This is a genomic window from Streptomyces sp. R818, assembly GCF_056172735.1.
On sequence record NZ_JAOCNE010000016.1, the window covers coordinates 51,457 to 77,501 of the forward strand.

The following is a 26,045-nucleotide window of genomic DNA, read 5'->3' on the forward strand; positions in this document are numbered from 1 at the left end:
CCGCTCACTTCCGTGGACCTCGCGGTAGATATGTTTCTACACCGGCAGTGGCGCCTCACACGTCAGTCGCATGACTTAGCGTCTGTTCCGTGTGTGTGCGGTGGCGTCGTCCTCGTCCGACCGTCAGATGACTGTTGTCGCCGGTTACGCGGCGAACCAGAGTGTGTGTCGCTGGCACCGAGCACACATCGAAAGGGTTCGACATGATCAACAGGCGTACCTTCAGCAAGGCCGTCGGTCTGGGGACCGGCGCGGCCGCGGTCTCCCTGGCCGGGCTGCAGGGCTCCGCGTCCGCGGCGTCCGCGGGGCGCGGACCGGGGGCCTCGTCCGCTTCCGCCGCCCCCGTCGTGCCCACGATCACCCCCGGTACCCACACGGGCTTCCCGGTGCTCAAGCACGTCAGGGCGGGTGTGCTGAACATCGGTTACGCCGAACTCGGTCCCGCGCACGGCCCCGTCGTCCTGCTGCTGCACGGCTGGCCGTACGACATCCACAGCTACGTCGACGTCGCCCCGCTCCTCGCCGACCAGGGCTACCGGGTGCTCGTCCCGTACCTGCGCGGGCACGGCAGCACCCGTTTCCTGTCCCGGCGCACCCCGCGCACGGCCGAACAGTCCGCCGTCGCCCTCGACATCATCGCGTTCATGGACGCCCTGAAGATCCCCAAGGCGCTCCTCGCCGGCTTCGACTGGGGCTCACGCACCGCCGATGTCATCGCCGCCCTGTGGCCCGAGCGGGTCACCTCCATGGTCTCCACCAGCGGTTACCTGATCACCAACGTCAACGCGCAGCTGGACCCGGCCGCCCCGGCCGTGGAGCACAACTGGTGGTACCAGTGGTACTTCGCCAGTGAGCGCGGCAAGAAGGCCATGGAGGACGAGACGAAGCGCATCGACCTGTGCCGTTACGTGTGGACGCTCGTCTCCCCCAACTGGAACTTCTCCGACGCCGTCTTCGACCGCACCGCCGAGGCCTTCAAGAACCCCGACTACGCCGCCATCGTGCTCTTCAACTACCGCTGGCGCATCGGCCTCGTCGAGGGCGAACCCCGCTACGACCGCTACGAGAAGCGGCTCTGGGCGCAGCCCTCCATCGGCGTGCCGACGGTCACCCTCGACGCGGCCCTCGACCCCTTCACCGCGCCGCCCGGCGACGGTTCCGGGTACCGCTCCCACTTCACGGGCCCCTACCTGCACCGCACGATCGCCGACATCGGGCACAACCTGCCGCAGGAGGCGCCGACCGCCTTCGCCCAGGCCGTGGTCGACGCCGACCACCTCTGAAGCACCCCTGCACGTATCCCCTGTACCGCATTGCTGGAAGGAACTCCTGTCATGGTGAGCATCAAGGGTCGCCGCAAGCGATCGACCACGGTCACGGTCGCGGTGGCCTCGGCGGGGCTCGCGCTCGGCGCGTTCGCCCTCAGCGGCACCGCCAACGGCGCGGACGGGCCCGCGAGGAGCGCCGACGCCGGTCGGCATCCCAAGCCGACCGTCGTCCTGGAGCACGGCGCGTTCGCCGACGGCTCGAGCTGGAACGGGGTCGTCGCCGATCTGCGCGCCGACGGCTATCCGGTCGTCGCCGCCGCCAACCCGCTGCGCGGCCCGGCCGCCGACGCGGCCGCCCTGCGCACGGTCCTCGACCACATCGAGGGCCCCAAGATCCTCGTCGGCCACTCCTACGGCGGCAACGTCATCAGCCAGGCCGCCACCGGCGACCCCGACGTCAAGGCCCTGGTCTACGTCGCGGCCTTCCTGCCCGCCCCCGGTGAGACCGCCCTGGAACTCACCGACAAGTACCCGGGCTCCACCCTCCCCGACGCCCTCGACCCGGTCACCTACCAGCAGGCCGACGGCACCGCCGCCACCGACCTCTACATCCGGCAGGACAAGTTCCGCCACCAGTTCGCCGCAGACGTGCCCGCGCAGCAGGCCGCCCTGATGGCCGCCGCGCAGCGCCCCGTCGCCCAGGCCGCCCTGGAGGAGAAGGCCACCTCGGCGGCCTGGAGGACCAAGCCGAGCTGGTCCGTCGTCACCAAGGACGACCTCAACATCCCCGTCGCCGTACAGCGCTTCATGGCCCGCCGCGCGCACGCGCACACCACCGAGGTCGCCGCGTCGCACTCCGTCGCCGTCTCCCACCCGCACCTGGTGGCCGACGTGATCGAGCGAGCCGCCCGCGCCACCACCCACTGACCCCGCCGAGGGCGGCGGGGCCCCCAGCAGCCCCGCCGCCCTCGGACGGCGCCAAGGACATCGCCGACGGACACGCCGACTGACACCGGCCACTGTCACCGACCACCGACACCGACTGCTGACCCCGTCTACTGATCCCGTCTACTGACATCGACCACTGACACCACCCGGCACACCTCATACGTGTGCGGACCGCGGGAGCACCCACGTCATGAACCCGTCCTCCGACGCCCGTACGCTCGGGGAGTTCCTCAGGGCCCGCCGGGCCGGTCTCGACCCGCGCGAGTGCGGCCTGCCGCGGACGGGCTCCCGCCGGGTCGCCGGACTGCGGCGCGAAGAGGTCGCCCTGCTGGCCGCGATCAGCGTGGACTACTACACCCGGCTCGAACAGGGCCGCGTCCGGGCCTCCGCCGCCGTCCTGGAGACCCTCTCGCGCGCCCTGCGCCTCGACGAGGACCAGCAGAGCTACCTCTACGAGGTGGCCGGGCGGACCGACGACCTGCCGCGCCGCACCCGCCGCCCCGCCCAGCAGGTACGGCCCGCGATGCGCCGACTGCTCGCCCAGTTGCCGGAGACGCCCGCGCTCGTCCTCGGGCGGCGCCTGGACGTCCTGGCGTGGAACCGCCCCGCCGTCGCGCTGTACACCGACTTCGCCGCGATCCCGCCGGACCGCCGCAACTACCTGCGCCTGATGTTCACCGACCCCGCGGTCCGGGAGCTGCACCGGGAGTGGGCTCACGACGCCCGCGACGCGGTCGCCGCGCTGCGCATGGAGGCCGGCGCCGACCCGGACGATCCCGAACTCGCCCGCCTCGTCGGTGATCTGACCCTGCGGGACGCCGACTTCAGCGCCTGGTGGGCCGAGCACCGCGTCAACAGCGCCACGTACGGCACCAAGCACTACCGCCACCCCCTGGTCGGCGACCTCACCCTGGACTGCGACACCTGGGCCGGGGGCGACGGCTCCGGTCAGCGTCTGATGGTGCTGACCGCCGAGACCGGCGGCCCCTCCCACGACGCCCTGCGCATCCTCACCGCCTGGACGGCGGACCGGGCGGACCGGCCCGACGCGGAACCGGCGGAGACCCGGACCCCGTGAACCCTGCCCGGCCCGCACCTCACACCGAGGCGTTCTTGCGGGACGGCTGGAGGAAGAGGGCGAGGACGAGTCCGACGGCGAGGGCCGGGGCGATCCAGAGGTAGCCCGTGGCGGTCGCGTGGGCGAAGGCGTCCAGTGCCGTGTCGCGCAGGGCGGCGGGCAGCCGGCCGATGGTGTCGGGGCGGGCGGCGTCGAAGCCCCCGCCGGTCGGCAGAGCCCGGGCACGGTCGGCGAAGCCGCTGTTCAGCAGGGTGCCGAGGACGGCGACCCCGAAGGCCGCGCCGATGGACCGGGAGAAGGTGACCACGGCGCTGGCGGCGCCCAGGTCGGAGGCGGGCACGCTGTTCTGGACGGTGGTCAGGACGACCATGGGGACCATGCCGATGCCGACGCCGGTGAGCAGGAAGTAGCCGCTCAGCACCAGGGTGCCGGTGGTCGCGCCGATGGTGCCGAGGAGGAGCAGCCCGGCGAGGTTGGCGGCGAGGCCGGCGAGCAGGATCGTCCGCAGCCGTTCGACGTGCGCGGCCCAGCGTCCGGCCAGCGACTGGCTGATGACCAGACCCGCGACCAGCGGCAGCATGTGGACGCCGGACAGGGTGGCCGAGACTCCGTGGACGATCTGCAGGTAGGTCGGCAGGTAGACGAGGACGGCGAACATCGCGGCGTTGGCGAAGAAGCCGATCAGCGCGGAGAAGACCACGGTCCGCGAGCCGAGCATGGCCGGTGGCAGGACCGGGGCGGCGGCGCGGCGCTCGACCGGGAGCAGCACGGCGGCCAGGGCGAGGGTGGCGGCGATCAGGCCGACGATGGCCGGTGAGCCCCAGCCCCAGCGTTCGCCGAAGGAGGTGATGAGGACCAGTCCGGTGGCGATGGCGGCCAGGACGGTGGCGCCCAGGACGTCGATGCGGTTGCGGTCCCCGGCGCCGCGAGTGGTGGCGGGCAGCGCGCGGGCGGCCATGGCCAGGGCGACGATGCCGACGGGCAGGTTGATCAGGAAGGCCCAGCGCCAGGAGAGCTGGTCGGTGAAGACGCCGCCGAGGAGGGGGCCGACGATGCTGGCGACACCGTAGACCGAGCCGAACATGCCCTGGTAGCGGCCGCGTTCGGGCGGGGCGACGATGTCGCCGACGAGGGCGAAGGTCAGCACGATCATGCCGCCGCCGCCCACGCCCTGGAGCACGCGGGCGCCGATCAGCTCGGGCAGGTCGCGCGCCAGTCCGCAGGCGACCGAGGCGGCGAGGAAGATCGCGGTGGAGGTCAGGTAGAGCCGCTTGCGGCCGAACATGTCGCCGAGCTTGCCCCACAGCGGGGTCACCGCCGTGGAGGCGAGCAGGTAGGCGGCGCTGACCCAGGCGATGTCGTCGAACCCGTTCAGCTCCTCGGCTATCCGGGGCAGCGCGGTGGAGACGATCGTCTGGTCCAGGGCGGCCAGGAGGACCGCGAGGATCAGCGCGCTCATGGCCGCGGCGACGCCGCCTGCCGCGGGCGGTGCGGACCGTTGTGTCTTCTGTGCCGTGAACATCGGGCGTGCCTTTCCGGAGTGATCGCTCGGGCGGTGTGGCGATTCCAGCGCACTATGCGGCTCGCGGAAGCGACATACACCCGCTTAACTGTCACTCTACTGTAGCACTTGTCTCCTGGCTCATATGTGTCTCGCACACGTGTGAGACGCTGCTGCTCGAGGTGGGTCGGCCGGGTATGACAGGTGACGGAGAAACACACGTGGGGATCCTCAACGGGACGATGATCGGCCGGGAGAGCGAACAGGAGGCGCTGGCGGCGTTCGTGGCCGACAGCGGGGGCCGGTCCCTCGTCCTGCGCGGTGACACGGGTGTCGGCAAGAGCGCGCTCCTCGAACATGTGGCCGCCCTCGCGGCTGCGCACACGTATCGGGTCATCCGTGCCGCCGGGGTCGAGGCGGAGTCGGAGCTGCCGTTCGCCGGTCTGCACCAGTTCCTGTACCCGCTGCTGTCCTCCATCGACCGCCTCGACGCCGTGCACCGCAGGGTCTTCGACGTCGTCTTCGGCCGGAGCCAGGGCACACCTCCCTCGGTCATGACACTCGGCATCGCCGTGCTCGACCTGCTCTCCCTCGCGGCGTCGGAGAAACCCCTGCTGCTCGTGGTCGACGACGGGCAGTGGATGGACGCCGCCAGCACCGCGGTGATCGGTTTCGTCGGGCGCCGGCTGACCGGCAGCTCGGTGAAGCTCGCCGTCGTGCTCCGCGCCGACCTGCGCTCGGGCTTCGACACGGCCGCGCTGCCGGAGCTGCCGGTCACCACGCTGTCGGAGAAGGCCTCCGAGCAGCTCCTCGACGCCCGCCATCCGGGTCTCGACCCCCGGATCCGCCGCCTCGTCCTCGACGAGGCGCAGGGCAACCCGCTGGCCCTGCTCGAACTCCCGCCGTACGTACGGCGGTCGGGGCACACCTCCGGTGCCCTGCCCGGGTACACCGGCATCCCGCTCCCCGTGCGCCTGCAGCACGTGTACGGCGACCGGATCAAGGCACTCGGCGCCGGGGTGCGCGCGGAGCTGCTGCGCGGCGCGCTCGACGGTGCCGGTGCGACGGCGGGCAGCCCGCGAGGCACCCGCTACCGCATGACCGGGGCCGACGAGGCAGCGGAGTGCGGTCTGCTCGACGTCGATCCGCTCACCGGCGACTTCGTCTTCCGCCATCCCCTGGTGCGTTCGACCGTCGTCCAGACGGCGACACCCAACGAACGGCGCGCGGCCCACGCCCTGCTCGCCGAGGTGCACCGGGACGACCTGGAACGCCGCGCCACCCACCTGGCGGCGTCGACGGTCGACCCCGACGAGGAGGTCGCGGCCGTCCTCGACGCGGCGGCGGACTCCGCGACGGTGCAGGGCGGCGCGCAGGCCGCCGTAGCCTGGCTGACCCGGGCGGCGGAGCTGAGCGAGAGCCACGAGGCGCGCTCCCGGCGCCTCGGCAGCGCGGCCTACATCGCCGGGCACTCAGGACAGTTGGACCAGGCCCGCAGGCTGGTCCGCTCGGGCAGCGGCCCGGGGCCCGGCGCGTCACCCAGCTCGGTGGTCACCTCGGGGTACGTCGCGCTCTTCGAGGACGGGGACGTACGCACCTCGCACCGCCAGGTCTGCGCGGCGATCGAGACCATGCGCGAGACGGGGGTGAGCGGACCGGACACCGTCCTCACGCGCCTGGTCGACCTGTTGCTGGCCATCACCCAGTACGCGAGTGACGAGGCCGCCTGGCAGCGCACCCACGAACTCCTCGACAGCCTCGGCGATCTGGTCTCCCCGCACTCGCGGATCTACCAGGACGCCTGGGGGGACGTGGTGCTGCGCGGCGCCGGTGTGCACGAACGGGTCGAGCGCGCCTTCGCCGCCCCCGGCGACCGGGAGCCGTGGGACGTCACCCGGCTCGGGGTCGCCGCGTACCACGTGGACACCCTCGGCCGGTACCGGCCCCACCTGCAGCGCACCGTGGACCGCGAGGTGGAGACGGGCGCCCTCGCCGACGGCATGACGATGCTGCACCTGATCATGCTCGGCCAGATCGCGGCCGGTGAGTGGGGTGCGGCCGAGCGCACCGGCGAGCGGTGCCTGGAGCTGACGAGGGCCCATCAGCACGATCTGTTCACCCAGCACACCCACGCCTACCTGGGGCAGATCGCCGCGCTGCGGGGCGATCTCGAACGGGCCCGGGAGCTGCAGGCCGAGGTCGACGCCTGGGCGCGCCCGCGCGGTGTCGGCTTCCTCACCCAGATCACCGACACCATCGGCACCACCGCCGCCCTCACCGAGGGCGACCACGAGGCCGCCTACCTCCACGCGATCGGCATCACACCCCCCGGCACCTTCCGGCCCTACGCGCACCAGGCGCCCCGCACCCTCCTCGACCTCGTCGAGGCGGCCCTGCACACCGGGCGGGCCGAGCAGGCCCGCGCCCACGCCCTCGCGGCCGAGGCCGCCCGCCTCCCCGGCATCTCCCCCCGTCTCGCCCTGATCACCTACGGCGCCCTCGCCATGACGAGTGGGGATGCCGCCGAGGCCGAGGCCCTGTACCAGCGCGCCGAGACCCATCCGCACGCCGCCGACCACCCCTACGAACTCGCGCGCATCCGTCTCGCGCACGGCATCCGGCTCCGCCACACCCGGGGCGCAAGGCCGCACGCCTGCCGCTCACGCTGGCGGCGGAGGCCTTCGAACGGCTCGGGTCGCCCGCCTGGACCGAGCGCGCCCGGGCCGAACTGCGGGCCACCGGCGCCTCCCCGCTCGCGCCCTCGGCCGACCTCACCGCGCTGACCTGGCAGGAGCGCCGCATCGCCGACCTCGCGGCGAGCGGTCTGACCAACAAGGAGATCGGCCAGCGGATGCACCTCTCGCCGCGCACCGTCAGCTCGCACCTGTACCGGGTCTTCCCCAAGCTCGGCATCGCCTCCCGCGCCGCGCTGCGCGACGCCCTCGCCAAGGTCGCCGACGAGCGCACCCTGTGAGCGCGCCGGTCACTGTGCCCGCACGCCCTGGTCGTCGAGCCAGCCGAGGACGTGGTCGGCGACGTGACGCCAGCCGTTGTCCACGACGAGGGAGTGCGCGCGGTCCGCGAACTGCTTGAGGTCCGTCACGGCCGTGGAATCGCCGTAGGCCTTGTACGCGGCCCTGGTGACGGAGTCCGGGACGTACAGGTCCTCCTGTCCGGAGACGAGCAGCAGCGGGCCCCGGCCGGTGTTGCCGGTGTCCGCCACGGCGTACGGGCCGCGCCCGGGGCCCGTACCGCCCAGCTCGGTGAGGAGTCGGCGGGGAGCGGGCACCACGTACCGGTCGAAGAGCCGCTCGGCCTCCGCCGCGTCGAGGGTGTTGGCGAAGAGCGCGCGGAACCGCTCCGGGGCGAGCGGCACCCGCGGACCGGTGCTCGCCCCGTCCCCGGGCCACAGCGCGGGCCGGTCCCCGGGCCACGGGATGTCGTTGACCGGGGCGGGCGCGATGGCCACCGCGGCCCGGCCGAGGTCGACGCCGATCAGGTGCTGGGCCACCAGGCCGCCGACCGCGTGCCCGACGAGGACGGGCGCCGTGTCGAAGGAGCGCACGATCCCCGCGTAATGCTCCGTCAGGGCCCGCAGACCGAGGTCGCCGGAGGACGCGGGAGAGCGGCGCATCCGACCGGCGTCCGGCGCCTCCCCCGGCCAGCCGGGGGCGAGGCTGACGAATCCGCGCCCGGTGAAGCGCTCGGCCCATGACTCCCAGGACAGCGCGTGCAGCCACTCACCATGGATGAAGACGACGGGCGTACGGTTCACGGCTGGCTCCTCCGGGCATGACGACCTTCACGCGCACCGGCACGCGGGCGACGGATTCAGCATCGTTCAGGCGCGGATCATGGGCGACAGTCGAATGACTTAATGTCGGCGGCCGGACGGTCCGCGCGACCGTGCGCACCGCGGGAGCCGGCGCAGGACGACGGTCAACTTACTTATGTACGGCGGTCGCGCGGGGACGACAGTGGGGCGCGTCAGCTTTCCGCCCCACAGAAGGGCCTCTCGTCATGAGCGGCAACCATTTCGATGTCCGGGCTCCCGGGACGGCGGCGCCGTACGACCACGGCCCCGAGCTGGTCCTGGACATCGAGCGGGTGCTGGGCGTCTCGGCCCGGCAGGCGGTCAGGGCGGAGTTCGCCTTCGACCCCGGGTCGCCCCTGACCGTCCGCGTGGAGTTCCTCGTCGAGGGCGGCCCTCGCGCGGCGTGGCGGATCGGCCGCGACCTGCTCCGGCAGGGGCTGTACTCGGCGAGCGGTCTCGGTGACGTACAGATCTGGCCGGCGTACGCGGACCGGGACGCGGCCGTCGCCCGGCTGCAACTGGCCTCCGGCGACATGGCCGCCCTGTTCGAGCTGCCCGTACGGCCGCTGGCGCGATGGCTGGAGTACACCTACGAGGTCGTCCCCGCCGGTGCGGAGTTCTCCGCGGCCGACTGGGACCGCGCGAGCGCGGAGCTGATCCGGCCGGGGGCGTGACGGGCCGTCAGCGGGCCATCGGGGCGAAATGGGCGGCGTAGAAGTCGGTGAGCTTGTCGACGGCGATGTCGATGTGCTCCTTGCGGTCGTACAGGTCGACGTGGCTGGCGCCGTCGATCCAGTACAGCTCCTTCGGCCCGGTGGCCCGCTGGTGGACGTCGACGGCCATCCAGGAGGTGACCGCGCGGCCACCGATGACCTGGAGCAGCGGGCGGGGGCCGATCAGCGGCACCGCGTGGAAGGCGTCGAAGAAGGCGAGCTTGTCGAGGCTCTCCCAGGCGAGGAACTTCGCCGAACGCTCGTGCTCGCCGCGCGGCGTGCAGTAGTACTCGAAGCCCTCCACCCCGTGCTCGCCGCCGAGTTCGCCGGCCTGCTCGGCGGTCTCGGGGAACATGGTCATCACCCCGGGGTCCTCGCCGCGGGCCGCCGCGGTGCGTGCCCGCGCGGCGGCGTCGAGCAGGCTCTGGAAGACGGCCGGGTCCTGGGTGCCGTCGGCGCCGAGCCGGAACTGGCGGGCGACGTCCACACCGCTGACGGTGGCGACGGCCCTGACGCGGTGGTCGCCGCCGGCGGCGGAGAGCGAGTAGCCGCCGGAGGCGCAGATGCCGAGCAGGCCGATGCGGTCGGCGTCGGCCTCGTCCCGCGTGGAGAGGAAGGAGACGGCGGCCTTGAAGTCCTCCACTCGCTGAGCGGGATCCTCCAGGCCGCGCGGCAGACCGCCGGACTCGCCCTGGTACGCGGCGTCGAACGCGAGGGTGACGAAGCCGCGCTCCGCCATCCGCCGCGCGTAGGTGCCGGACGTCTGTTCCTTGACGCTGGTGCCGGGGTGACCGACCACGAGGGCCGGGCGGGGGCCCGCCGCCTGGGCGTCGGGGGTGTACAGGTGTGCGGCGATCCGGAGACCGGCGCTGTCGAAGGTGACACTTTCGAGGGCGACGGTTCCGGAGGGGGCGCTGGTCTGGGACATGAGGTCTCCCTGAGATGTGTGTGTGGGTTTCTCCCGTTGCCGGGAACATCTCCACGATCGCGCCAAACCGGCGGAGGGGGGAGAGCCAGGTTTCTGCCCGGGAAGGAACCTTCCCCCTCACAGGCCCAGATCGAGGGCGAGGCAGGAGAAGTGCTGCCACTGCCCTTCGGGGTGGTATCCGCCGTTGACCTTGGCGTCCAGCCTGCTGTCCACGCCCTGGGTGGTGTCCTCGACGCGGATGCGCTCGGGGAGCTTCCCGAAGCGCGCGTGCCGCGCCGCCGCGGCGGTGTCGGTGGTACCGGCGATTCCGGTGGTGGCTTTCTGGGTCATGACCGTCCTCCACTTCACGGATCACGTCCGTATGCGCGTCCGTACGTATCCCGGACAGGCATCACTCTCCTCGCTCACACGTAACCCGTCAAGACGGTTATCCCTGACGGTCGACGAGCATGCCCGTGACGGCCAGGTGCAGGATGCGGGCGAGGCGCTCGGCGAAGTCGACCTTCGTGGCGGCGAGCTCCGGGTCCCGCTGGGCCTCGACGACGGCCGGGGAGGGGTGGGCGAAGGGCCAGAGGCCTGCCGTGCAGACGATGGTCAGGGAGACCGCCTCGCGGGCGGCGGCCGGGTCCAGCGCGGGGATGTGTGCGCGCAGCAGGTCGGCGAGTGTGCCGAGGAGTCGGGTGTGAGCGAGTTTGAAGTCGCGTGCCGACTCGGCGGAGATGTTCCGTTCGAGTTCGGAGCCGAGCGAGCCGATCAGTTCGCACAGGGTGGTGCGGTCGGCCAACGACCGGGCGACGGCCTCGGTCACGCCCTTGGGCGGCAGCGGCCCGGCCGCCTCGCCCGCTGCCAGTTCGCCGGTCAACTCCTCGATCCAGCGGGCTAGTTCGCGGTTGAGCAGCTCGAAGAAGACCGCTTCCCTGGTCTCGAAGTAGCGCACGACGTTGGTCTTCGACAGGCCCACGCGCCGGCTCAGCTCGCGCAGGCTGATGTCCCTGACGGGCATCTCCGCGAGCAACCGCGTCGCGGTGTCGAGGATGTCCCGCTTGCGGATCTCGCGCTGCTCGGCGCTGCGCGCCCGCTGGAACTGCGCCGGCCGGTCGTCTGTCATCGTCGCTGTCCCGGGTGTCGAGGGGCTGCTGTCGTCTCTCGGCAGACTGTAAAGTGCCAGTGGCCTCTAGTCGAACACCGGCTGGTGGGACGTGGTGCGGCGGTCGTTCCCCAGCTGGTGGGCTCGCGGCCGGTTCGAGCGGTGGCGCGGAGGGTGTGGATGGACAGAACGGCGTTCGGGCGGCTGCTGCGGGAGGCGCGGCAGCGTGCGCTGCTCACCCTGGAGAGCCTCGCCGAGGCGTCCGGTGTGAGCGTCCGCGCCATCAGCGACATGGAGCGGGGCCAGAGCCTTCCCCGCCGGGCGACGCTGAGCGAGCTGATGGACGCCCTGGAGCTGTCCGAGGACGAGCGGCGGCGGTTCGTCGAGGCCTCCACGCAGCGCAGGCGGCAGGTTCCGCGGCAACTGCCGCCCGGGCTCGCCGCATTCCGTGGCCGCGAACGGGCCCTGGCCGTCGTCGAGGAGCTGACCCGGGAGACGTCCGGCGCCGGCCGGCATGTCGTCGTCTCCGCGATCGGCGGCATGGCGGGGGTGGGCAAGACGACGTTCGCCGTGCACTGGGCCCACCGGGTGGCGGACCGCTTCCCGGACGGCCAGCTGTATGTGAACCTGCGCGGCTTCGACGACTCCGGACTGCCGCTCGATCCCGGCGAGGCCCTGGGCGGGTTCCTCGACGCGCTCGGGGTGCCCAGCGGCGACGTACCGCGCGGCACCGCGGAGCGCAGCGCCCTGTTCCAGGAGCGGGCGGCGTCCCTGCGGCTGGTCGTCGTCCTCGACAACGCGCGCAACGAGGAGCAGGTCAGGCCGCTGCTGCCGGCGTCCGCCGGATGTCTGACCCTCGTCACCTCGCGCAGCCGGCTCTCCGGTCTCGCCGTCGCCGAGGGCGCCTCGATGGTCGACCTGGACGTGTGGACGCGGGAGGAGGCGCTGGCGGCGCTGGCCGCGCGGATCGGCGCCGAGCGGTGCCGGGCCGAGCCCGCCGCTGCCGCGGAGCTGGTGGCACTGTGCGCGTACCTGCCGCTCGCCATCGCCATCGTCGGCGCCCAGCTGCATGCCGACCCGCGCGCCCCGCTCGCCGCCGCCGTGCGCGAACTGCGGCGCTCGCGCTCACGCCTCGACGCCCTGTCGGCCGACGCCTCGATCCCAGACGCCGTGCCCGCTGACGGCCGGACCCTGCCTGCCGACGACCAGGCCCTGCCTGCCGACGACCGGGTTCTGCCTGCCGACGACCGGACCCTGCCCGCCGACGACCGGGTTCTGCCTGCCGACACCGTGTCCGCCGACAGCCGGACCCTGCCTGCCGACGATCGGGCCCTGCCTGCCGACGCTGCGTCCACCGACAGCCGAGCCCCGTCCGCCGACGGCCGGGCCCCGTCCGTCGGCGACCGTCGTGGTGACGTCCGTGCCGTCCTCTCCTGGTCCTACCGGGCCCTGGCCCCCGCGACGGCCCGCTTCTTCCGCCACCTCGCCCTGCACCCGGGGCCGTCGGTGTCGGCGGAGGCCGCCGCCTCGCTCGCCGGTGTGGCGATGGCGCAGGGCCGCCGTCACCTGCGGGAGCTGGCCGCCGCGAATCTGCTGTCGCGCGACGCCGAGGGCCGGTACGTGCTGCACGATCTGCTGCGCGTCTACGGCGCCGAGCTCGTCGAGCAGGAGCAGGACGACCGGTTCGGCGCCGAGACCCGGCTCCTGGACTATCTGCGGCACAACGCCAACGCGGCCACCGGGGTCCTCGACCGCAGCCCCGGACTCGAACCGGCCGCTCCCCCGGCCGAGGGCGTGGTGCGGGTCGCCGTAGACAGCCGCGAGGAGGCGCTGGAGTGGTTCCGCCAGGAGGAGTCGACCGTCGAGGCCGCCCTGCGCGCCGTGGAGGACCCGCGGCTGCTGCGCTACCGGATGGACCTCACGCGCGACTGGGTGAGCTACTACTCCGTCCTGGGCCGCTGGGCCGACGAGATCTCCGCCAAGCGGATCGGTCTGGAGGCCGCCCTCGTCCTGGACGATCCGGTCGCCATCGCCCGCAACAGCGCCGGCCTGGCGCGCGCCCTCGCCGAGACGGGCCAGGCCGAGGAGGCGGAGGAGCAGGTGAGTGTCATGCTCGCGCAGCTGGACCGGCTGCCGCCCGCGCTGCGGGCCGGCACCGAGCGGAGCGTCGGCTGGGTGCGCGGCCGGCAGGGGCGGCACGCCGAGGCCCTGCACCACGCCCGGCGGGCCCTGGCGCTCTTCCGCACGCTCGGGGACCGCGGCAGCGCGGCGCGCGAACTCAACGCCGTCGGCTGGTATCTGACCCTGCTCGGCGAGCACCGGCAGGCGATCGACTGCTGCGAACAGGCGCTGCCGATCCTGCGCGAGACGGGGAACCGCCGCAGCGAGGCCGCGACCTGGGACAGCATCGGCTACGCCCGGCACCGGCTGGGCGACCTCGACGCCGCGATCGCCGACTACCGCAGATCGCTCCAGCTCTACGAAGAGGTCCTCGACGCCTACAACCAGGCCGACGTCCTCGACCACATGGCGTCGGCGCAGCGGGAACGCGGGGACGCGGAGGAGGCCCGGGCGAGCTGGCTGCGGGCCGCCGATCTGCTGAGCGACATCGGCAACCCGCGCGCGGAGGAGCTGCGGACCAGAGCGAACGAGCTGCCCGCGCCCCGCTGACGCAGGCCGGTCGGTGGGCGGGGAAGAACCGTCCGCCGACGCAGGCCGGCCGGTGGGCGGGGAAGAACCGTCCGCCGACATGGGCCAGCCGGTGGGACCCGCCGACCTCGGCCAGCCGCCGGGCAAGGGCCCGACCATCCCGCCGACACAGGAGAGCCGCCGGGCAGGGGCCCAACCACCCGCCGACACGGGTCAGCCGGCAGGCGGAGGCAGTGTCGCCATCTTCGCGTGGATCTTCGCCGCGCTCGCGCTCCGCAGGGCGCCCAGCAGCTCGGCGGCGCGCGCCCAGCTCGCGCGGGCCTGTTCCACGTCGCCCAGTTCCAGTTGCACCGTCGCCAGATGGTCGAGCACCCCGGCCTGGCTGTAGTCGTCGTGGAGTTCGGCGAACAGGGCGCGTGAGGTCTCGAAGCCGGTGACCGCCGCCGTCAGGTCGCCGAGGCCCTTGCGGGCCCAGCCGATCCCCTGCCAGGCGCCCGCCTCGAAGCGGCGGTCGCCGGCCGCGCGGAGCAGCGGGATCGCCTCCTCGCACACGTCGATGGCCTCCTGGTGGGCGCCGAGCTGGGCGAGGACCCAACCGACGTTGCTGAGGGCGCTGGCGATGCCGCCCCGGTCGGCGAGCGCGCGGCTGATGGCCAGGGTCGAGCGGGCATGGTGCAGGGCCTCGGCGAAGCGGCCCTGGCGGATGCGGAAGTAGCCGGTCTCCCGTTCGGCGCGGGCCCGGTCCCGCGGCGGCAGCCGGTCCAGTTGCCCGAGCGTCTCGCCGATCACCGCCTCGGCCTCGTCGTCCTGGCCGGTCTCCAGCAGGGTGCGGGTCAGGATCGAGCGGGTCCGCGCGGTGGCGACCGGGTCGTCGAGCGCGAGGGCGGCGGCGAGGCCGGCGCGCGCGAGGGGCAGCTCCTCGGACCAGCGGCCCGCGGCCATGTTGTAGCCGATCCACTCCAGGGTCAGGTTCACCAGGGGCCGCAGCAGCGCGGGTTCGTCCCCGGTCTCCATGGTCCGCAGCGCGGCGCCGACGGCCGGCTCCTCCTGGCGGAACCAGGCCAGTGCCTCCTCGCGGTCGTCGAGCGCGACCTCCACGATCCCCTCGGCCGGCCGGATGTCGGGTCCGGGGTCCAGGTGCGTGACGAAGACGTTGGCGCGGTGGGCGTTGTGGCGCAGGTAGTCGAGCAGGCGTGCCCGGGGGGCGAGCCGGTCGTCGTGTTCCTGGTCGGACAGCTCGGTGCCGTAGGCGCGGACCAGGTCGTGCAGGACGTAGCGGCCCTCGGCGTCCCGGGACAGCAGGCCGGCGGCGGTCAGCTCCCGCAGGCGGCGGCGGGCGGTGGCCATGCCGGCACCGGCCATGGAGGCGGCGGCCTCGGCGGACAGGGCGGGTCCCGGATGCGCGCACACGGCGCGGAAGAAGCGGGCCGTGGCGGTGGTGAGCGCGCGGTAGGACCAGGAGAACACGGCCCGTACGTCGACGCGCTGGTCGCCGGTGGCGAGGGCGTCGAGGCGCGGCCGGGTCTGCCGCAGTTCGCGTACGGCCAGGCGCAGCGGCAGCCGCGGCTCGGCGCCGAGCTGGGCGCCGACGACGGCGACGGCCAGGGGCAGGAAGCCGCACAGCTCGACCAGTTCGGCGGCGGCCCGGGGTTCGGCCCGGCACCGTTCCTCGCCGATCCGGGCCGCCAGGGCCGCCAACGCCTCCCGGGGTGTCCACACGTCGAGGCCGATCCGGGCGACGCCGTCCGCGGCGGTCAGGCCGGGGAGGCGGTCGCGGGAGGTGACGAGGGTCAGGCAGCCTTCGGCGGCGGGCAGCAGCGGCCGCACCTGTGCGGAGTCCCGCGCGTTGTCCAGGACCGTGATCAGCCGCCGTCCCGTGGTCCGCCTGCGGAACAGGGCGCCGCGCTCCTCGAGACCGGCGGGGATGTCGGTGCTGGGCACGCCGAGGGCCCGGAGGAACCCGCCGAGCGCCTCCCCGGGGTCCAGGGGCTGTCCGGAGGGTTCGAAGCCGCGCAGGTTCACATACAGCCGGCCGTCCGGGAAGCGGTCCGCCACGCGGTGGGCGACGTGCACGGCGAGGGCGGTCTTGCCCACCCCGGCCATGCCCCCGATGGCGAGGACGGTGTGCGCGCCTTCCGCGCCGGCCCGGTCGGTGATCGCACGGGCGGCTTCCCGGGCCGCCTCGTGGCCGCGGAACACGGCGAGGTCCGGCGGCAGTTGCTGCGGGACGGTGCGGTCGGGGGCGGGCCGCGTGGCGGTCCGCACGAGGCGGCGCCGCTCGGCCTCGCCCAGTTCGAGCGCGTCCATCAGCTCGTTCAGGGTGGCCCGGCGCGGCAGGCTCTGCCCGCGCTCCATGTCGCTGATGGCCCGGACGCTCACGCCCGACGCCTCGGCGAGGCCCTCCAGCGTCAGCAGCGAGCGCTGCCGTTCCTCGCGCAGCAGCCGCCCGAACGTGCCCTTGTCCATCCCCACCCAGCAAGCAAGTACGGGGCCCGTCCGCTGGGGGCCGCCGCCGTCGACCGCGTAAAGGTAGCAGTTGTGGATCAAGCGATCCGCTACGGGCGACGGTTCCTCCGGGGTGTGAGCCGCTTGATCACCCCGGGGCAAGCTGCATGGGAACTGCCTGTTGCGGCGGGCCGGTGTCCAGTGGGATGGGCACAGGCATGAGAGCGCCCCGTGCATCGGAGGGGACCGCTCGACGTCCCGCACCAGGGGGCACCGATGGACACCCGGACCGAGGTCTCCGCCTTCTCCGTGCCCGGGGGCGGCCGTGCGTCCCGGGTCGGCGGCGGTGTGCTGCGCCGCCCGGTGGAGCGCGAGCGGCTCGTCGGGCGCGGCGGCGAGCTGCGCCTGCTGCGGGCGTTCGTCCGGGACGCGGCGGCGCACGGCGGGTCCCGCGTCGTGTGTGCGGAGGCCGGGGCGGGCAAGTCGGAGTTCCTGGCGGCGGGCGCCGGGCTGGCCTCCGCCGAGGGGATGCGTGTGCTGCGCTGCGCGGGCAGCCGGGACGGCGCCCCGGACGACCTCTCCGGTCTGCAGCAACTCCTCCGGCCTCTCCTGGAGAACGCGCGCACCGCGCGGGGCGGCGGCGACGACCTGTCCGCCCTGAGGGCGTTGCTCGTCGACGGCGTCCTTGCCCACAAGGATGTCCACAAGGAGGTCCCCGAGGATGCCCGCGAGGACCGCGCCGCTCTGCCCTTCACCGTGCTCCGTGTGCTGGAGTCGGCCGGCGCCGAGCGGCCGCTGCTCATCGCCGTCGACGACTGGGACGCGCTGGACGCGGCCAGCGCGGACGTGCTCGCCTTCGTCGCCCGCAGGACCGCGGGACACCCCCTGGCCGTGCTGCTGACCGCACGGCCGCACCCCGGCCGTACGTCCCTGACCGGCCTCCGCGAGCTGCCGCTGCGCCCCCTGACACCGGCCGAGTCCGCCGCGCTGCTCGCGACGCGGCGCCCCGGCCACGACCCGCACACCCTGCACGACCTGATGGCGACGGCGGCGGGCAACCCCCTCGCGCTGCTCGAACTGCCCACCTGGACCGGGGAGCGCGTCCCCCACCTGCCCGCGTCGTCCGACCGGCTCGCGGCCACCCTGGCCCCCGGGGCCGCCCGGCTGCCCGCCTCGACCCGGGACCTGCTGCTCGTGGCGGCGCTGCATCCGGCGGCGGACCTCCCGCTGCTGCTCGCGGCGGCCTCCCGGCTCGGGGAACGTGCGACGGGCTTCGCCACGATGGAGCCCGCGGAGCGCCAGGGCCTCGTCGCCTTCGACGGCATGCGCATGGTCTTCGGCCACCCCGCCACGGCCGGCGCCGTGGTCCGCGGGACCGGCCCCCGGCGCTGCCGCGCCGCACACGCGGCGCTCGCCGCCGAGCTGGCCGAGGGCTGCGTCCGGCAGCTGTGGCACCTCTCGCAGGCGGCCGAGGGAGCCGACGCGGAGCTCGCCCGCCGGGTGGAGGACGCCCACCGCACGGCCCTGCGGCAGGACGACCCGGCGCTTGCCCTGCGCCTGCTGCGGCGCGCCGCCGACCTGTACGGCGCGGACGGGGACCGGGGGCGCTGCCTGCTGCGGGCGGCGCAGCTCGCCGGGGACACGGGCTGGGGGCGCACGGCGCGGTCCCTGGCCCGCAGGGCGCTGGCACACCCCCTGGGACCGCTCGGCGTCCTGTACGCGCGAACGGTGACGCGGAGGGACGATCCCGCAGCACGCCTCATTACGGACCCCGGCGGCTGGCCCCTGCCGACGGGCGCCGCCGAGATCGAGAGCGCCCTGGAACTGGCCGAGCTGACGGCGCCCGCCGTCGCCGCCGACCCGGCGCGCGCGGACGCGCTCCTCACCTATCTCGACGCCCTGCCGCCGGGCACGTCGCACGATCCGCGGCTGCTGCACGCCATGGCCACGGCGGCGCCGGTCCGCCGGTCCGCCACCGTCCTCGCGCGCCTCGCCGGAACCGACCGGCACGACAACGTTGCCGTACGCGATCTGGAACGCCTCGGCGAGGCGGCCCTGCGCGGCGGCGCTCCGCTGCGCGCCCTCGAACTGCACCGGCAGGCGGAGCGCCGCTGCCGCTTCCACGGCCTGCCCGACCGGCTGCCCCTCGTCCTGCTGCGGCAGGGCCTGGCCCATCTGGTCACGGGCGACTGGGGGCAGGCCGAGGCCACGTTCCGGCGCTGCGGCGAGCAGGCCGGGGAACGGGGGCTGACGAGCGAGGCGACGGCGGCGGAGCTGCTCGGACGGCTCACGCGCGGACTGCGGACCGGGACCGTCCCCGCACCGGCCGACGCGCACGACGTCGAGGCCGCGCGGCGGTCGGTGAGCGCGATCGAGGAGATCCTCGCCGTGGGCACCGGCTGGGCGCAGGTGGAGAGCGGCGACGCCGCCTCCGGCCATGCCACCCTCGCGCGGCTCCTCGCCCGCCCCGAGCGCTGCACGGCGGTCCTGTTCGCCCTGGTCCCCTTCGCGGAGGCGGCCGCGGCCGCGCACGCGGCGGAGCCGGCCCGCGCCCGGCTGCGCTCCCTTGAGCGGGAGTTGGGCCCTGAACGCTCCCCCTTCGTCGCGGTGGCCCTCGCCGTGGCCGAGGCCGTCCTGGCGGACGACCGGGACGCGGGGGCCCTGTACGAGCGGGCCCTGGCCATGAACGTGGCCCAGAGTCCGTTCCTGGAGGCGTCGTTGCGCCTCGCGCACGGGCGGCGGCTGCGCCGGTGGCACGAGTTCACCGACTCGCGCGTCACGCTGCGCCAGGCCGCGGCCGCCTTCGGCATGACGGGCGCCGACGCCCGCGTCGCACGGATCACCGAGGAGCTGCGGGCCTCCGGCGAGCGGGCCGGCTCGGTCACCTCGGGCGCGCCCCGCGCCACCGGCGCCGCCGAGGTGCTCAGCTCGCAGGAGCTGCGGATCGCCCGGCTCGCCGCGCGCGGCCTGTCCAACCGGCAGATCGGCGCGGAGCTGGGGCTCTCCCCCCGTACGATCGGCGCCTATCTGTACCGGATCTTCCCGCGCCTGGGTGTGACGGCGCGGGCGCAGCTGGCCGGTGTCCTCGAAGCCGACGATCAGGCCCCTGTCTGAGCCCGTGTGCCGGGTGCGCGCGAGCCTCGTCCGTACGTCACCGGAGGTCCTTGCGCGCGGCGAGCTGGGCCCGGGAGGTGACGTCGAGCTTGGGGAAGATCTGGTAGAGGTGCGTGGCCACCGTGCGGGCGGAGAGGTGGAGTTGCTCGCCGATGGCGCGGTTCGTCAGGCCCCGGGCGGCGAGGCGCGCGATGGTGAGCTGCTGGGGCGAGAGCAGGCGGGCCGCGGTGTCCCCGGCGGGCGCGGCGTGCCCGGCGTCCGGCCGTCCGGCCGCCCGCAGCTCCGAGGCCGCGAGACCGGCGCGGGAGGTGGCGCCGAGCGCCAGGAAGAGCGCCTCGGCCGTGGCGAGCGGGGCGCGGGACTCGACGACGCGGCGGCGGCGCCTGAGCCGGACCCCGTAGTTCAGGTGGGTCATCGCGTGCAGCAGCGGCCAGCGGGCGGCGTCGTCGCCGATGGCCTCGTGGTAGCGGGCCTCGGCCTCGTCGTCGGGGGCGAGCGCCGCGTCGGCGTAGGCCAGGACGCGCCGGAGCATGGGCGCCCGGCCCGGGCGGGTGCGGCGCGCGACCTCCGCGACGACGGCCCGGGCGTCGTCGCTCTCGCCCGCGGGCAGGGCGGCCTCGACGAGGAAGGCGAGACCCCAGAACTGCTGGAACGAGTACGGGGTCAGCAGTTCGGTGAACGACGAGCGCAGCTGTGTGTACGCCTCGGCGTACCGTCCCGTGCCGGAGGCCGTCAGCACACGGGTGAGGGTGGCGAGGTTCAGGTGCTGGCCCTGGCCGAGGTGGCGGGAGGCCTCCTCGATCGCCGCGGCGCGCTCAAGGGCCTTGTCGTGCCGGCCCTGGAGCGCCTCGATGACGCCGAGGGCGCCGACCGCCCGGGCCGCGTAGTTCGCGTGGCCGAGCTCGGCGGCGATCGCCCTCGCCTCCGTCGCCCTCGCCCGCGCGGTCTCCCATTCGCCGCCCAGCCAGATCTCGCCCAGCGCCCTGGCCTCCAGGATCTGCGGCAGCCGTCCGGTGCGGCGGCCCGCGCGCGCCAGCGTCTCGGCGCCGTCGAGGAGGCGCGCGGCCTGTTCGAGGTCGCCGGTGAGATGGGCGGCCTGGCCGAGGAAGAGCCGCTCGTCCGGGGCGAGCGAGGCGCCCGGCCGCAGCGGTTCGTGGCTGATCGAGAGCGGGTCGGTCAGGGCCAGGGTGACGAGGTCGCGGGCGCTCCACGGCGCGGTCCGTAGTGCGCGTACGGTGCGGACGACCAGCGCCCGGTCGGCTTCGGGGGTCTGCTGCCACCAGCACCGGCCCGCGGCGGTGTGCAGCAGCTTCTGCGCGAGTACGGGGTGGGTGGCGGCGACCGACCGGGCCGCCGAGCAGAGCTGGGCGATCCGCTCGGGGCCGGTCGGCGAGGAGCCGGGCAGGACGTCGTGCAGCCACAGGAGCATGGCGCGGCCGAGCGCGCCGAGTTCGGCGGGGTCGATGCCGCGCGCGTGGCGGCGGGCCTGGGCGTCCAGGCCGTGGTGGCAGGCGAGTTCGGCGGCGCGCAGCAGCCGCGCGGCCCGGCGCGACGGGTCCGGGGAGAGGCGCGCGGCCCCTTCGAGCGCCGCGAGGGCGACCAGCAGCCCGGTCCCCGGCAACGGTCCTGCGGCCAGCGGCTCCAGGCGCCGGGCGAGGTCCTCGTCGGTGCCCGCCGCGTGCTGGGCCGCGTGCCAGGCCGTGTGCGCGGGGTCCGTGGCGCGGTCTGCGAGTGCCTGGTGGGCGGCCATGCGGCGCGCGGTCGGCTCCCGGTGCAGGACGGCCACCCGGATCAGGGGCTGGGGGAAGTGGGCGCGCCGCTCCCGCGCGACGACGAGGCCGCGCGCGACGACCTCGTCCAGGCCGGTCCGCGCATCCCGCTCGCTGCCCAGCAGGCGCGCGGCGGCGTCGAGGATCTCCTCAAGGACCGAGGAGACGCTCAGCGCGGCGGTGAGAAGCACACCGGCGCCCTGGGCCGACAGCGCCTCCAGGTCCTCCTCGTAGGCCTCGGCCAGCCGGGGGGAGGCGGGGAGCAGGCCGAGGCCGGCCGCCTCGCCGAAGCCGCTGCCGTTCGGCGCCAGTTCGGTGAGCGCGAGCGGGTTGCCGCGGGCCACGGCGAGGACGAGTTCCTCCTCCGTGGGCGCCGCCGTGCGCCCGTGGCTCCGCAGGAGTGCGCGGGCCTCGTCGGCGGAGAGCGGCCCGAGGAGGCTGGTGCGGGCGTCCGCGGGCAGCCAGTCGGCGTCGGTGGCCCGCTCGGCGACGATCATGCGCACCTGGGTGGAGCCGCACAGGTGGGCCAGCGCGCGCAGGGCGGCGCGGCTCGCGGCGTCGAGCCGGTCGAGGTCGTCGACGACGAGGAGGGGGCCTGGCTCCAGGGGGCCTGGCTCCGGGGGTGTCCGCAGCAGGCGCAGTGCGGCGTGGGCGAGGTCCTCGGGCGTCACCGCCGCGTGGTCCCCGCCGAAGGCGGACTCCAGTGGCGCCCGCTCCTGGGGCGGCAGTTCGGCGAGGCGGGGCAGGAGGGGCCGGAGCAGTCCGTGCAGGGCGGCGTGCGGCAGGTCCCGTTCGGCCGGGGCCCAGGACATCGACAGGACGGGGATGCCTGCTCGGGCCGCAGTGTGTGCGGCGTACCGCAGGACGGCGCTCTTCCCCGTCCCCGGGCCGCCGCCGAGGTGCAGGACGCGGCTGGCGCCGGGCGGGCCGGTGAGGAGTGCGGCCACCAGCTCCCGTTCGCGGGCGCGGCCGATCAGCGCGGGGTCGTCGGTCCGTGTGTGCGCACCCATGTCGTACTCCCCCGCGAGGCCCGGCACATTGTCACCGTCCCCTTGTGGGTCTCGGCCAGTCGGCCGTTCGGACCGGGTCCGGAGGGGGGTACTTTAACATTCAGGTTTCTCGTTCAGGCTGTCACAGGTGATGTCATCGGGACCCGGTACGGGCCTTTCGCCGTGTCCGGCCCGCGCGTACAGGGCGCTGATGCTGACGGCGGGGCCGTGTTCGAGGCGGCGGAACACCCAGTCGATGGGCGAGCACCGGCCGGCCCCGGGCACGTCCACGACGAGCGGGACGGCCCCGTCCGCGGCGGGGACGTGACACCAACTCCCCCCGCCCTGCCGGATCAGGACCTCCCCGACGTAGCAGCCGAAGGAGACGAGCGACTCGGCCACCTCACCGCCGGTCACCCCGTCGCTGCGGAAACCGTCGACGATCTCCTCCACCAGGCCGATGCTGCCGGGGCTGTAGTCCAGCTCCGCGTCGCTGATGTCGGACGCGGCCGCGACGACGTCGGCCGCGAGCCGGGGCGCACTGGCCGGCTCAAGGAGATACTTCATGTGCAGCTGCATGTTTGTCCTCGGACCGCTCGTGCCACCGACGCTGTCGAGGCTAGACGCAGAGCCCCGGCCGGACAGGCTCTCCCCCATAAGTACTCGGTCACTGCCCCCGGACGGACCCGTGCAGTCGACCGACTCATGCCTGTTGCTCGTGAGCCTGCCACAGTCCACACACGTGCGAACAGTCCACACACATGCGACCCCGGGAAGGAACACACCCATGGCGCGCCCTCGCGCATTCAACACGGACGTGGCGGTGGAACGGGCCACCCGCCTGTTCGCGAGACAGGGGTACGGCGCCACCTCGATGCCCCAGCTCACCGCCCGGCTGAACATCGGCAGCGGCAGTCTGTACGCGGCGTTCGGCTCCAAGGAGGGCCTGTACGCCCGCGCCCTCGGCCACTACTGCGAGGAACTGGTGCACACGCTCGGGCAGCGGATGGCGGCCGCCACCGATGTGCGCGCCGCGCTGCGGGACCTGCTGCTCACCCTGGCCGCGGCCGATGTCGCCGACCCGGAGCGGGGCTGCCTCCTTGTCAGCGCGGCGACCGAGCGTGCCACCCACCCGGCCACGGTCGAGCGGGTGCGGGCGACCATGGCGGCGGTGGAGTCGGTGCTCGTCGACGCGCTGGAGCGGGCGCGGGCCCGGGGCGAACTGCGGCGCGAGCACGAGCCGGTGGAGCTGGCCCGCTTCCTCACCACGTTCATCCAGGGGCTGCACGTCATGGGCAACGCGCGGGCGGACCTCGCCTTTCTGGAGTCCGCCGTGGACGGAGCGCTGCGGGCGCTGGACTGAGGGCCTGTGTCGGCGCCCCGGCGCCCCGGTGTACCGGCACCCCGGTGTCCTGGTACCTCCGGTCGGGCCGGGCTCAGCCCAGGGCGTGGGCTTCGAGGACCGCGGAGACGAAGGCGTCCGGACGCTCCTGGGGCAGGTTGTGGCCCGCGTCGGGGACCACGTGGTGGGCGAAGGGCCCGGTGTAGTGCGGCTTGTAGGAGCTGCCGTCGGTCCAGGGCGTCACGCCGTCGGCCTTGCCGTCGAGCGTGACGGTGGGCGCGGAGATCGTCGGCAGTTCGAGCAGGCGCCGCTCGAGCTTCTCGTAGCGGGGTGCGCCCGGGGCGGCGGCGAGGCGGTGGCCATAGCTGTGCAGGGTGACCGCGACGTAGTCGGGGTTGGTCCACAACTGCGCGGTCTGCGCGAACTCCGCCTCGGTGAACCGCCATTCGGGCGAGTTGCGCTGCCAGACGACGCGGCCCAGGTCCTCCCTGTTGCGCTCCAGGCCTTTGGCCCCGCGCTCGGTGAGGAAGTAGAAGAAGTACCAGAAGCCCAGTTCGAGGGAGGGCGCGAGGGGCTCCTGGGCGCGGGCGATGTTCTGGATCAGGTAGCCGTTGACGGAGACCAGGCCCGTGCAGCGGTGGGGCCACAGGGCCGCGGCCACGTTGGCGGCGCGCCCGCCCCAGTCGTACCCGGCGTACAGGGCCCGCCGGATGCCGAGGGCGTCCATGAACTCGATCAGGTCCGCGCCGATGGCGGCCTGCTGACCGGAGCGGAAGGTGTCCCGGTGGCGGAACCGGGTCTCGCCGTGTCCGCGCAGGTAGGGGATGTAGCAACGGAAACCGCGGTCGGCGAGCGGCGGCGCCACCTCCGCGTAGGAGCCGACCGGGCTGAACGGCCAGCCGTGCAGCAGGATGACCGGCACGCCGTCGGCCGGGCCGACGGCGTGGTAGGCGATGTCCAGGACCTCGGTGCGCACGTGCCGCAGCGGGCCGAGCCCCTGAGCGGCGACGGCCTGGCCCGCCCCTGGAACTCCGGCCGCTCCGGACGCCATTCCCGCCGCCATCGCCTGGGACACCCTGCGTCTGCTGATCACGTCGTTCCTCCCGTCGACCGGCGGTACACATGTGTCGCACACCCGCCGTATTGACATCACCGTATTGACTGGTGACAAGACTCACCCCTCCCTGCACACATGTCAAGGAGGGGAGAGGTGAAGAAGACACGTCGGTGTCCTACAGGCGGCGAGGTCACAGAAAGAGGCCGAGATACGTGGCCGCGGCCAGATACTCGTTGCGCTGGGTGGTCGCCTCGATCTCGGCGGCCTCCCTGTCCGGCGCACGCCGGTCGTTGCAGTTCACCCGGGACAGCAGGTCCTCCAGCGCCCGCTGGTCCTTGCTCGGCCGACCGGGGAGGAAGGGGTGGGTCATGAGGTGTCTCCTCGTCAGTTGTCGCCCTGGAGGATCGTGAGGAGCTGGAGCGCCTGGAGGTAGATCCAGACCAGGGTGGTGGTGAGGCCGAACGCCGCGAACCAGGCCTCGTTGCGCGGGGCGCCGTAGGCGATGCCGTCCTCGACCTGTTTGAAGTCCAGGGCCAGGAAGGCGCCGCCGAGCGCGATGCCGACGATGCCGAACACGATGCCGAGGGCGCCGCTCTGGAACCCCAGGCCGTTGCCCGCGCCGAACGCGGAGAACAGCAGGTCCGCCACGAGCAGCAGCAGGAATCCGGTCGCCGCGGCGAGGACGAAACCCTGGAAGCGCCGGTCGACACGTATCCAGCGGCGCTTGTAGGCGATCAGCACACCCGCGGACACCGCCATGGTGCCAAGGACCGCCTGGACGACGACGCCGGGCGCGATCCACGCCGAGGTGGCGCTGGAAACGGTGCCGAGGAAGACACCTTCGAAGGCGGCGTAGCCGAGGATCAGCGCCGGCGAGGGTGTGCGCTTGAAGCTCTGCGCCATGGACAGGGCGAACGCGACGAGGGCGGCGACGACGGCGATGCCGTAGGACCGTCCGATCCCGGCGCTGTCGACGGGGAGCAGGATCCAGGAGAGGGCGGCGGTGAGCACGACGGTGCCGAGCGTGGCGGCGGTGCGCACGACCACGTCGTCGATGGTCATGGCGGTCGCGGCATAAGGGCTGCTGAGAACGGGGCCGGCCGAGTCCGCTTCGGCCGCCGTGCCGACTGGCACGGGCTGGAGTCGCTGGATCGTGCGGTCCGCGGGGCCGTCGCCATCGTCGTGGCCCCATCGGGCGAAGACCGGATTGCTACTGCGCATGACGTTCCCTCCGAGGGGCCGCGACGGCGCGCGACCGCTGCCGTATGTTTCTCAACCTCTGTCGGTCGAGTAACCACTCTGACAGGTTACGCATCGCCCCGCAAGCCACTCCCCCCGGAGAT

General features: G+C 74.0%; 18 protein-coding genes and 1 pseudogene. 8 read left to right on the forward strand and 11 right to left on the reverse strand.

What is annotated here, in order from left to right:
* Window positions 1-203 precede the first annotated feature (203 nt).
* From N5I75_RS38835 to N5I75_RS38845, 3 genes are all read left to right on the forward strand, one after another.
* Window positions 204-1,283, forward strand: coding sequence for an alpha/beta fold hydrolase (locus tag N5I75_RS38835; RefSeq protein ID WP_476685143.1), 1,080 nt, complete (start codon window positions 204-206; stop codon window positions 1,281-1,283).
* Between the two features lie 51 nt (window positions 1,284-1,334).
* Window positions 1,335-2,195 carry an alpha/beta fold hydrolase gene (locus N5I75_RS38840; protein WP_476685144.1) on the forward strand — a complete coding sequence of 287 codons (861 nt, stop codon included), beginning with the start codon at window positions 1,335-1,337 and terminating at the stop codon, window positions 2,193-2,195.
* A gap of 211 nt (window positions 2,196-2,406) precedes the next feature.
* Complete coding sequence (locus tag N5I75_RS38845) at window positions 2,407-3,294, forward strand: helix-turn-helix domain-containing protein (protein WP_476685145.1); 888 nt, start codon at window positions 2,407-2,409, stop codon at window positions 3,292-3,294.
* Between the two features lie 19 nt (window positions 3,295-3,313).
* On the opposite strand, the gene N5I75_RS38850 is transcribed toward N5I75_RS38845, so the two are convergent.
* Window positions 3,314-4,816, reverse strand: coding sequence for an MDR family MFS transporter (locus tag N5I75_RS38850; RefSeq protein ID WP_476685146.1), 1,503 nt, complete (start codon window positions 4,814-4,816; stop codon window positions 3,314-3,316).
* Between the two features lie 221 nt (window positions 4,817-5,037).
* Between N5I75_RS38850 and N5I75_RS38855 the strand changes: the two are divergent.
* Window positions 5,038-7,769: pseudogene (locus tag N5I75_RS38855) on the forward strand (helix-turn-helix transcriptional regulator).
* Window positions 7,770-7,778: 9 nt separating this feature from the next.
* Here N5I75_RS38855 and N5I75_RS38860 read toward each other — a convergent pair.
* The gene (locus N5I75_RS38860; protein WP_476685147.1) at window positions 7,779-8,570 is read right to left on the reverse strand and encodes an alpha/beta hydrolase; all 792 of its coding nucleotides are present in this window, start codon (window positions 8,568-8,570) and stop codon (window positions 7,779-7,781) included.
* A 245-nt stretch (window positions 8,571-8,815) separates the two neighbouring features.
* On the opposite strand from N5I75_RS38860, the gene N5I75_RS38865 reads away from it, so the two are divergent.
* The gene (locus N5I75_RS38865) at window positions 8,816-9,283 is read left to right on the forward strand and encodes an SsgA family sporulation/cell division regulator (RefSeq protein ID WP_476685148.1); all 468 of its coding nucleotides are present in this window, start codon (window positions 8,816-8,818) and stop codon (window positions 9,281-9,283) included.
* 7 nt (window positions 9,284-9,290) lie between these two features.
* Here the strand turns inward: N5I75_RS38865 and N5I75_RS38870 are convergent, their stop codons facing one another.
* The 3 genes from N5I75_RS38870 to N5I75_RS38880 all read right to left on the reverse strand — a co-directional run bounded on the left by N5I75_RS38870 (window position 9,291) and on the right by N5I75_RS38880 (window position 11,358).
* Window positions 9,291-10,250 carry an alpha/beta hydrolase gene (locus N5I75_RS38870; RefSeq protein WP_476685149.1) on the reverse strand — a complete coding sequence of 320 codons (960 nt, stop codon included), beginning with the start codon at window positions 10,248-10,250 and terminating at the stop codon, window positions 9,291-9,293.
* Between the two features lie 117 nt (window positions 10,251-10,367).
* Complete coding sequence (locus N5I75_RS38875; RefSeq protein WP_476685150.1) at window positions 10,368-10,580, reverse strand: hypothetical protein; 213 nt, start codon at window positions 10,578-10,580, stop codon at window positions 10,368-10,370.
* Window positions 10,581-10,677: 97 nt separating this feature from the next.
* Window positions 10,678-11,358 (reverse strand): TetR/AcrR family transcriptional regulator, encoded by a 681-nt coding sequence (locus N5I75_RS38880; RefSeq protein WP_476685152.1) that lies wholly within the window; start codon window positions 11,356-11,358, stop codon window positions 10,678-10,680.
* Window positions 11,359-11,517: 159 nt separating this feature from the next.
* Here N5I75_RS38880 and N5I75_RS38885 point away from each other — a divergent pair, with 159 nt between their 5' ends.
* Window positions 11,518-14,007 (forward strand): tetratricopeptide repeat protein, encoded by a 2,490-nt coding sequence (locus N5I75_RS38885; protein ID WP_476685154.1) that lies wholly within the window; start codon window positions 11,518-11,520, stop codon window positions 14,005-14,007.
* A gap of 192 nt (window positions 14,008-14,199) precedes the next feature.
* Here the strand turns inward: N5I75_RS38885 and N5I75_RS38890 are convergent, their stop codons facing one another.
* Window positions 14,200-16,452 (reverse strand): tetratricopeptide repeat protein, encoded by a 2,253-nt coding sequence (locus N5I75_RS38890; protein WP_476685508.1) that lies wholly within the window; start codon window positions 16,450-16,452, stop codon window positions 14,200-14,202.
* A 255-nt stretch (window positions 16,453-16,707) separates the two neighbouring features.
* Between N5I75_RS38890 and N5I75_RS38895 the strand changes: the two genes are divergently transcribed.
* A complete protein-coding gene (locus N5I75_RS38895; RefSeq protein ID WP_476685156.1) occupies window positions 16,708-19,545 on the forward strand; it encodes a LuxR C-terminal-related transcriptional regulator in 2,838 nt (945 codons plus the stop codon).
* 37 nt (window positions 19,546-19,582) lie between these two features.
* Here the strand turns inward: N5I75_RS38895 and N5I75_RS38900 are convergent, their stop codons facing one another.
* Together N5I75_RS38900 and N5I75_RS38905 are read right to left on the reverse strand one after the other, a co-directional pair.
* Window positions 19,583-22,324 (reverse strand): helix-turn-helix transcriptional regulator, encoded by a 2,742-nt coding sequence (locus N5I75_RS38900; protein ID WP_476685157.1) that lies wholly within the window; start codon window positions 22,322-22,324, stop codon window positions 19,583-19,585.
* A 93-nt stretch (window positions 22,325-22,417) separates the two neighbouring features.
* Entirely contained in the window at window positions 22,418-22,882 is a 465-nt protein-coding gene (locus N5I75_RS38905; RefSeq protein WP_476685158.1) for a hypothetical protein, read from the reverse strand.
* 208 nt (window positions 22,883-23,090) lie between these two features.
* On the opposite strand from N5I75_RS38905, the gene N5I75_RS38910 reads away from it, so the two are divergent.
* Complete coding sequence (locus N5I75_RS38910; protein WP_476685159.1) at window positions 23,091-23,666, forward strand: TetR/AcrR family transcriptional regulator; 576 nt, start codon at window positions 23,091-23,093, stop codon at window positions 23,664-23,666.
* 73 nt (window positions 23,667-23,739) lie between these two features.
* Here N5I75_RS38910 and N5I75_RS38915 read toward each other — a convergent pair whose 3' ends face one another.
* From N5I75_RS38915 to N5I75_RS38925, 3 genes are all read right to left on the reverse strand, one after another.
* Window positions 23,740-24,738, reverse strand: coding sequence for an alpha/beta fold hydrolase (locus N5I75_RS38915; RefSeq protein WP_476685160.1), 999 nt, complete (start codon window positions 24,736-24,738; stop codon window positions 23,740-23,742).
* Between the two features lie 154 nt (window positions 24,739-24,892).
* On the reverse strand, window positions 24,893-25,072 hold the full coding sequence (locus tag N5I75_RS38920) for a hypothetical protein (RefSeq protein ID WP_476685161.1): 180 nt from the start codon (window positions 25,070-25,072) through the stop codon (window positions 24,893-24,895).
* 14 nt (window positions 25,073-25,086) lie between these two features.
* Window positions 25,087-25,923, reverse strand: coding sequence for a Bax inhibitor-1/YccA family protein (locus tag N5I75_RS38925; protein ID WP_476685162.1), 837 nt, complete (start codon window positions 25,921-25,923; stop codon window positions 25,087-25,089).
* Window positions 25,924-26,045: the final 122 nt, after the last annotated feature.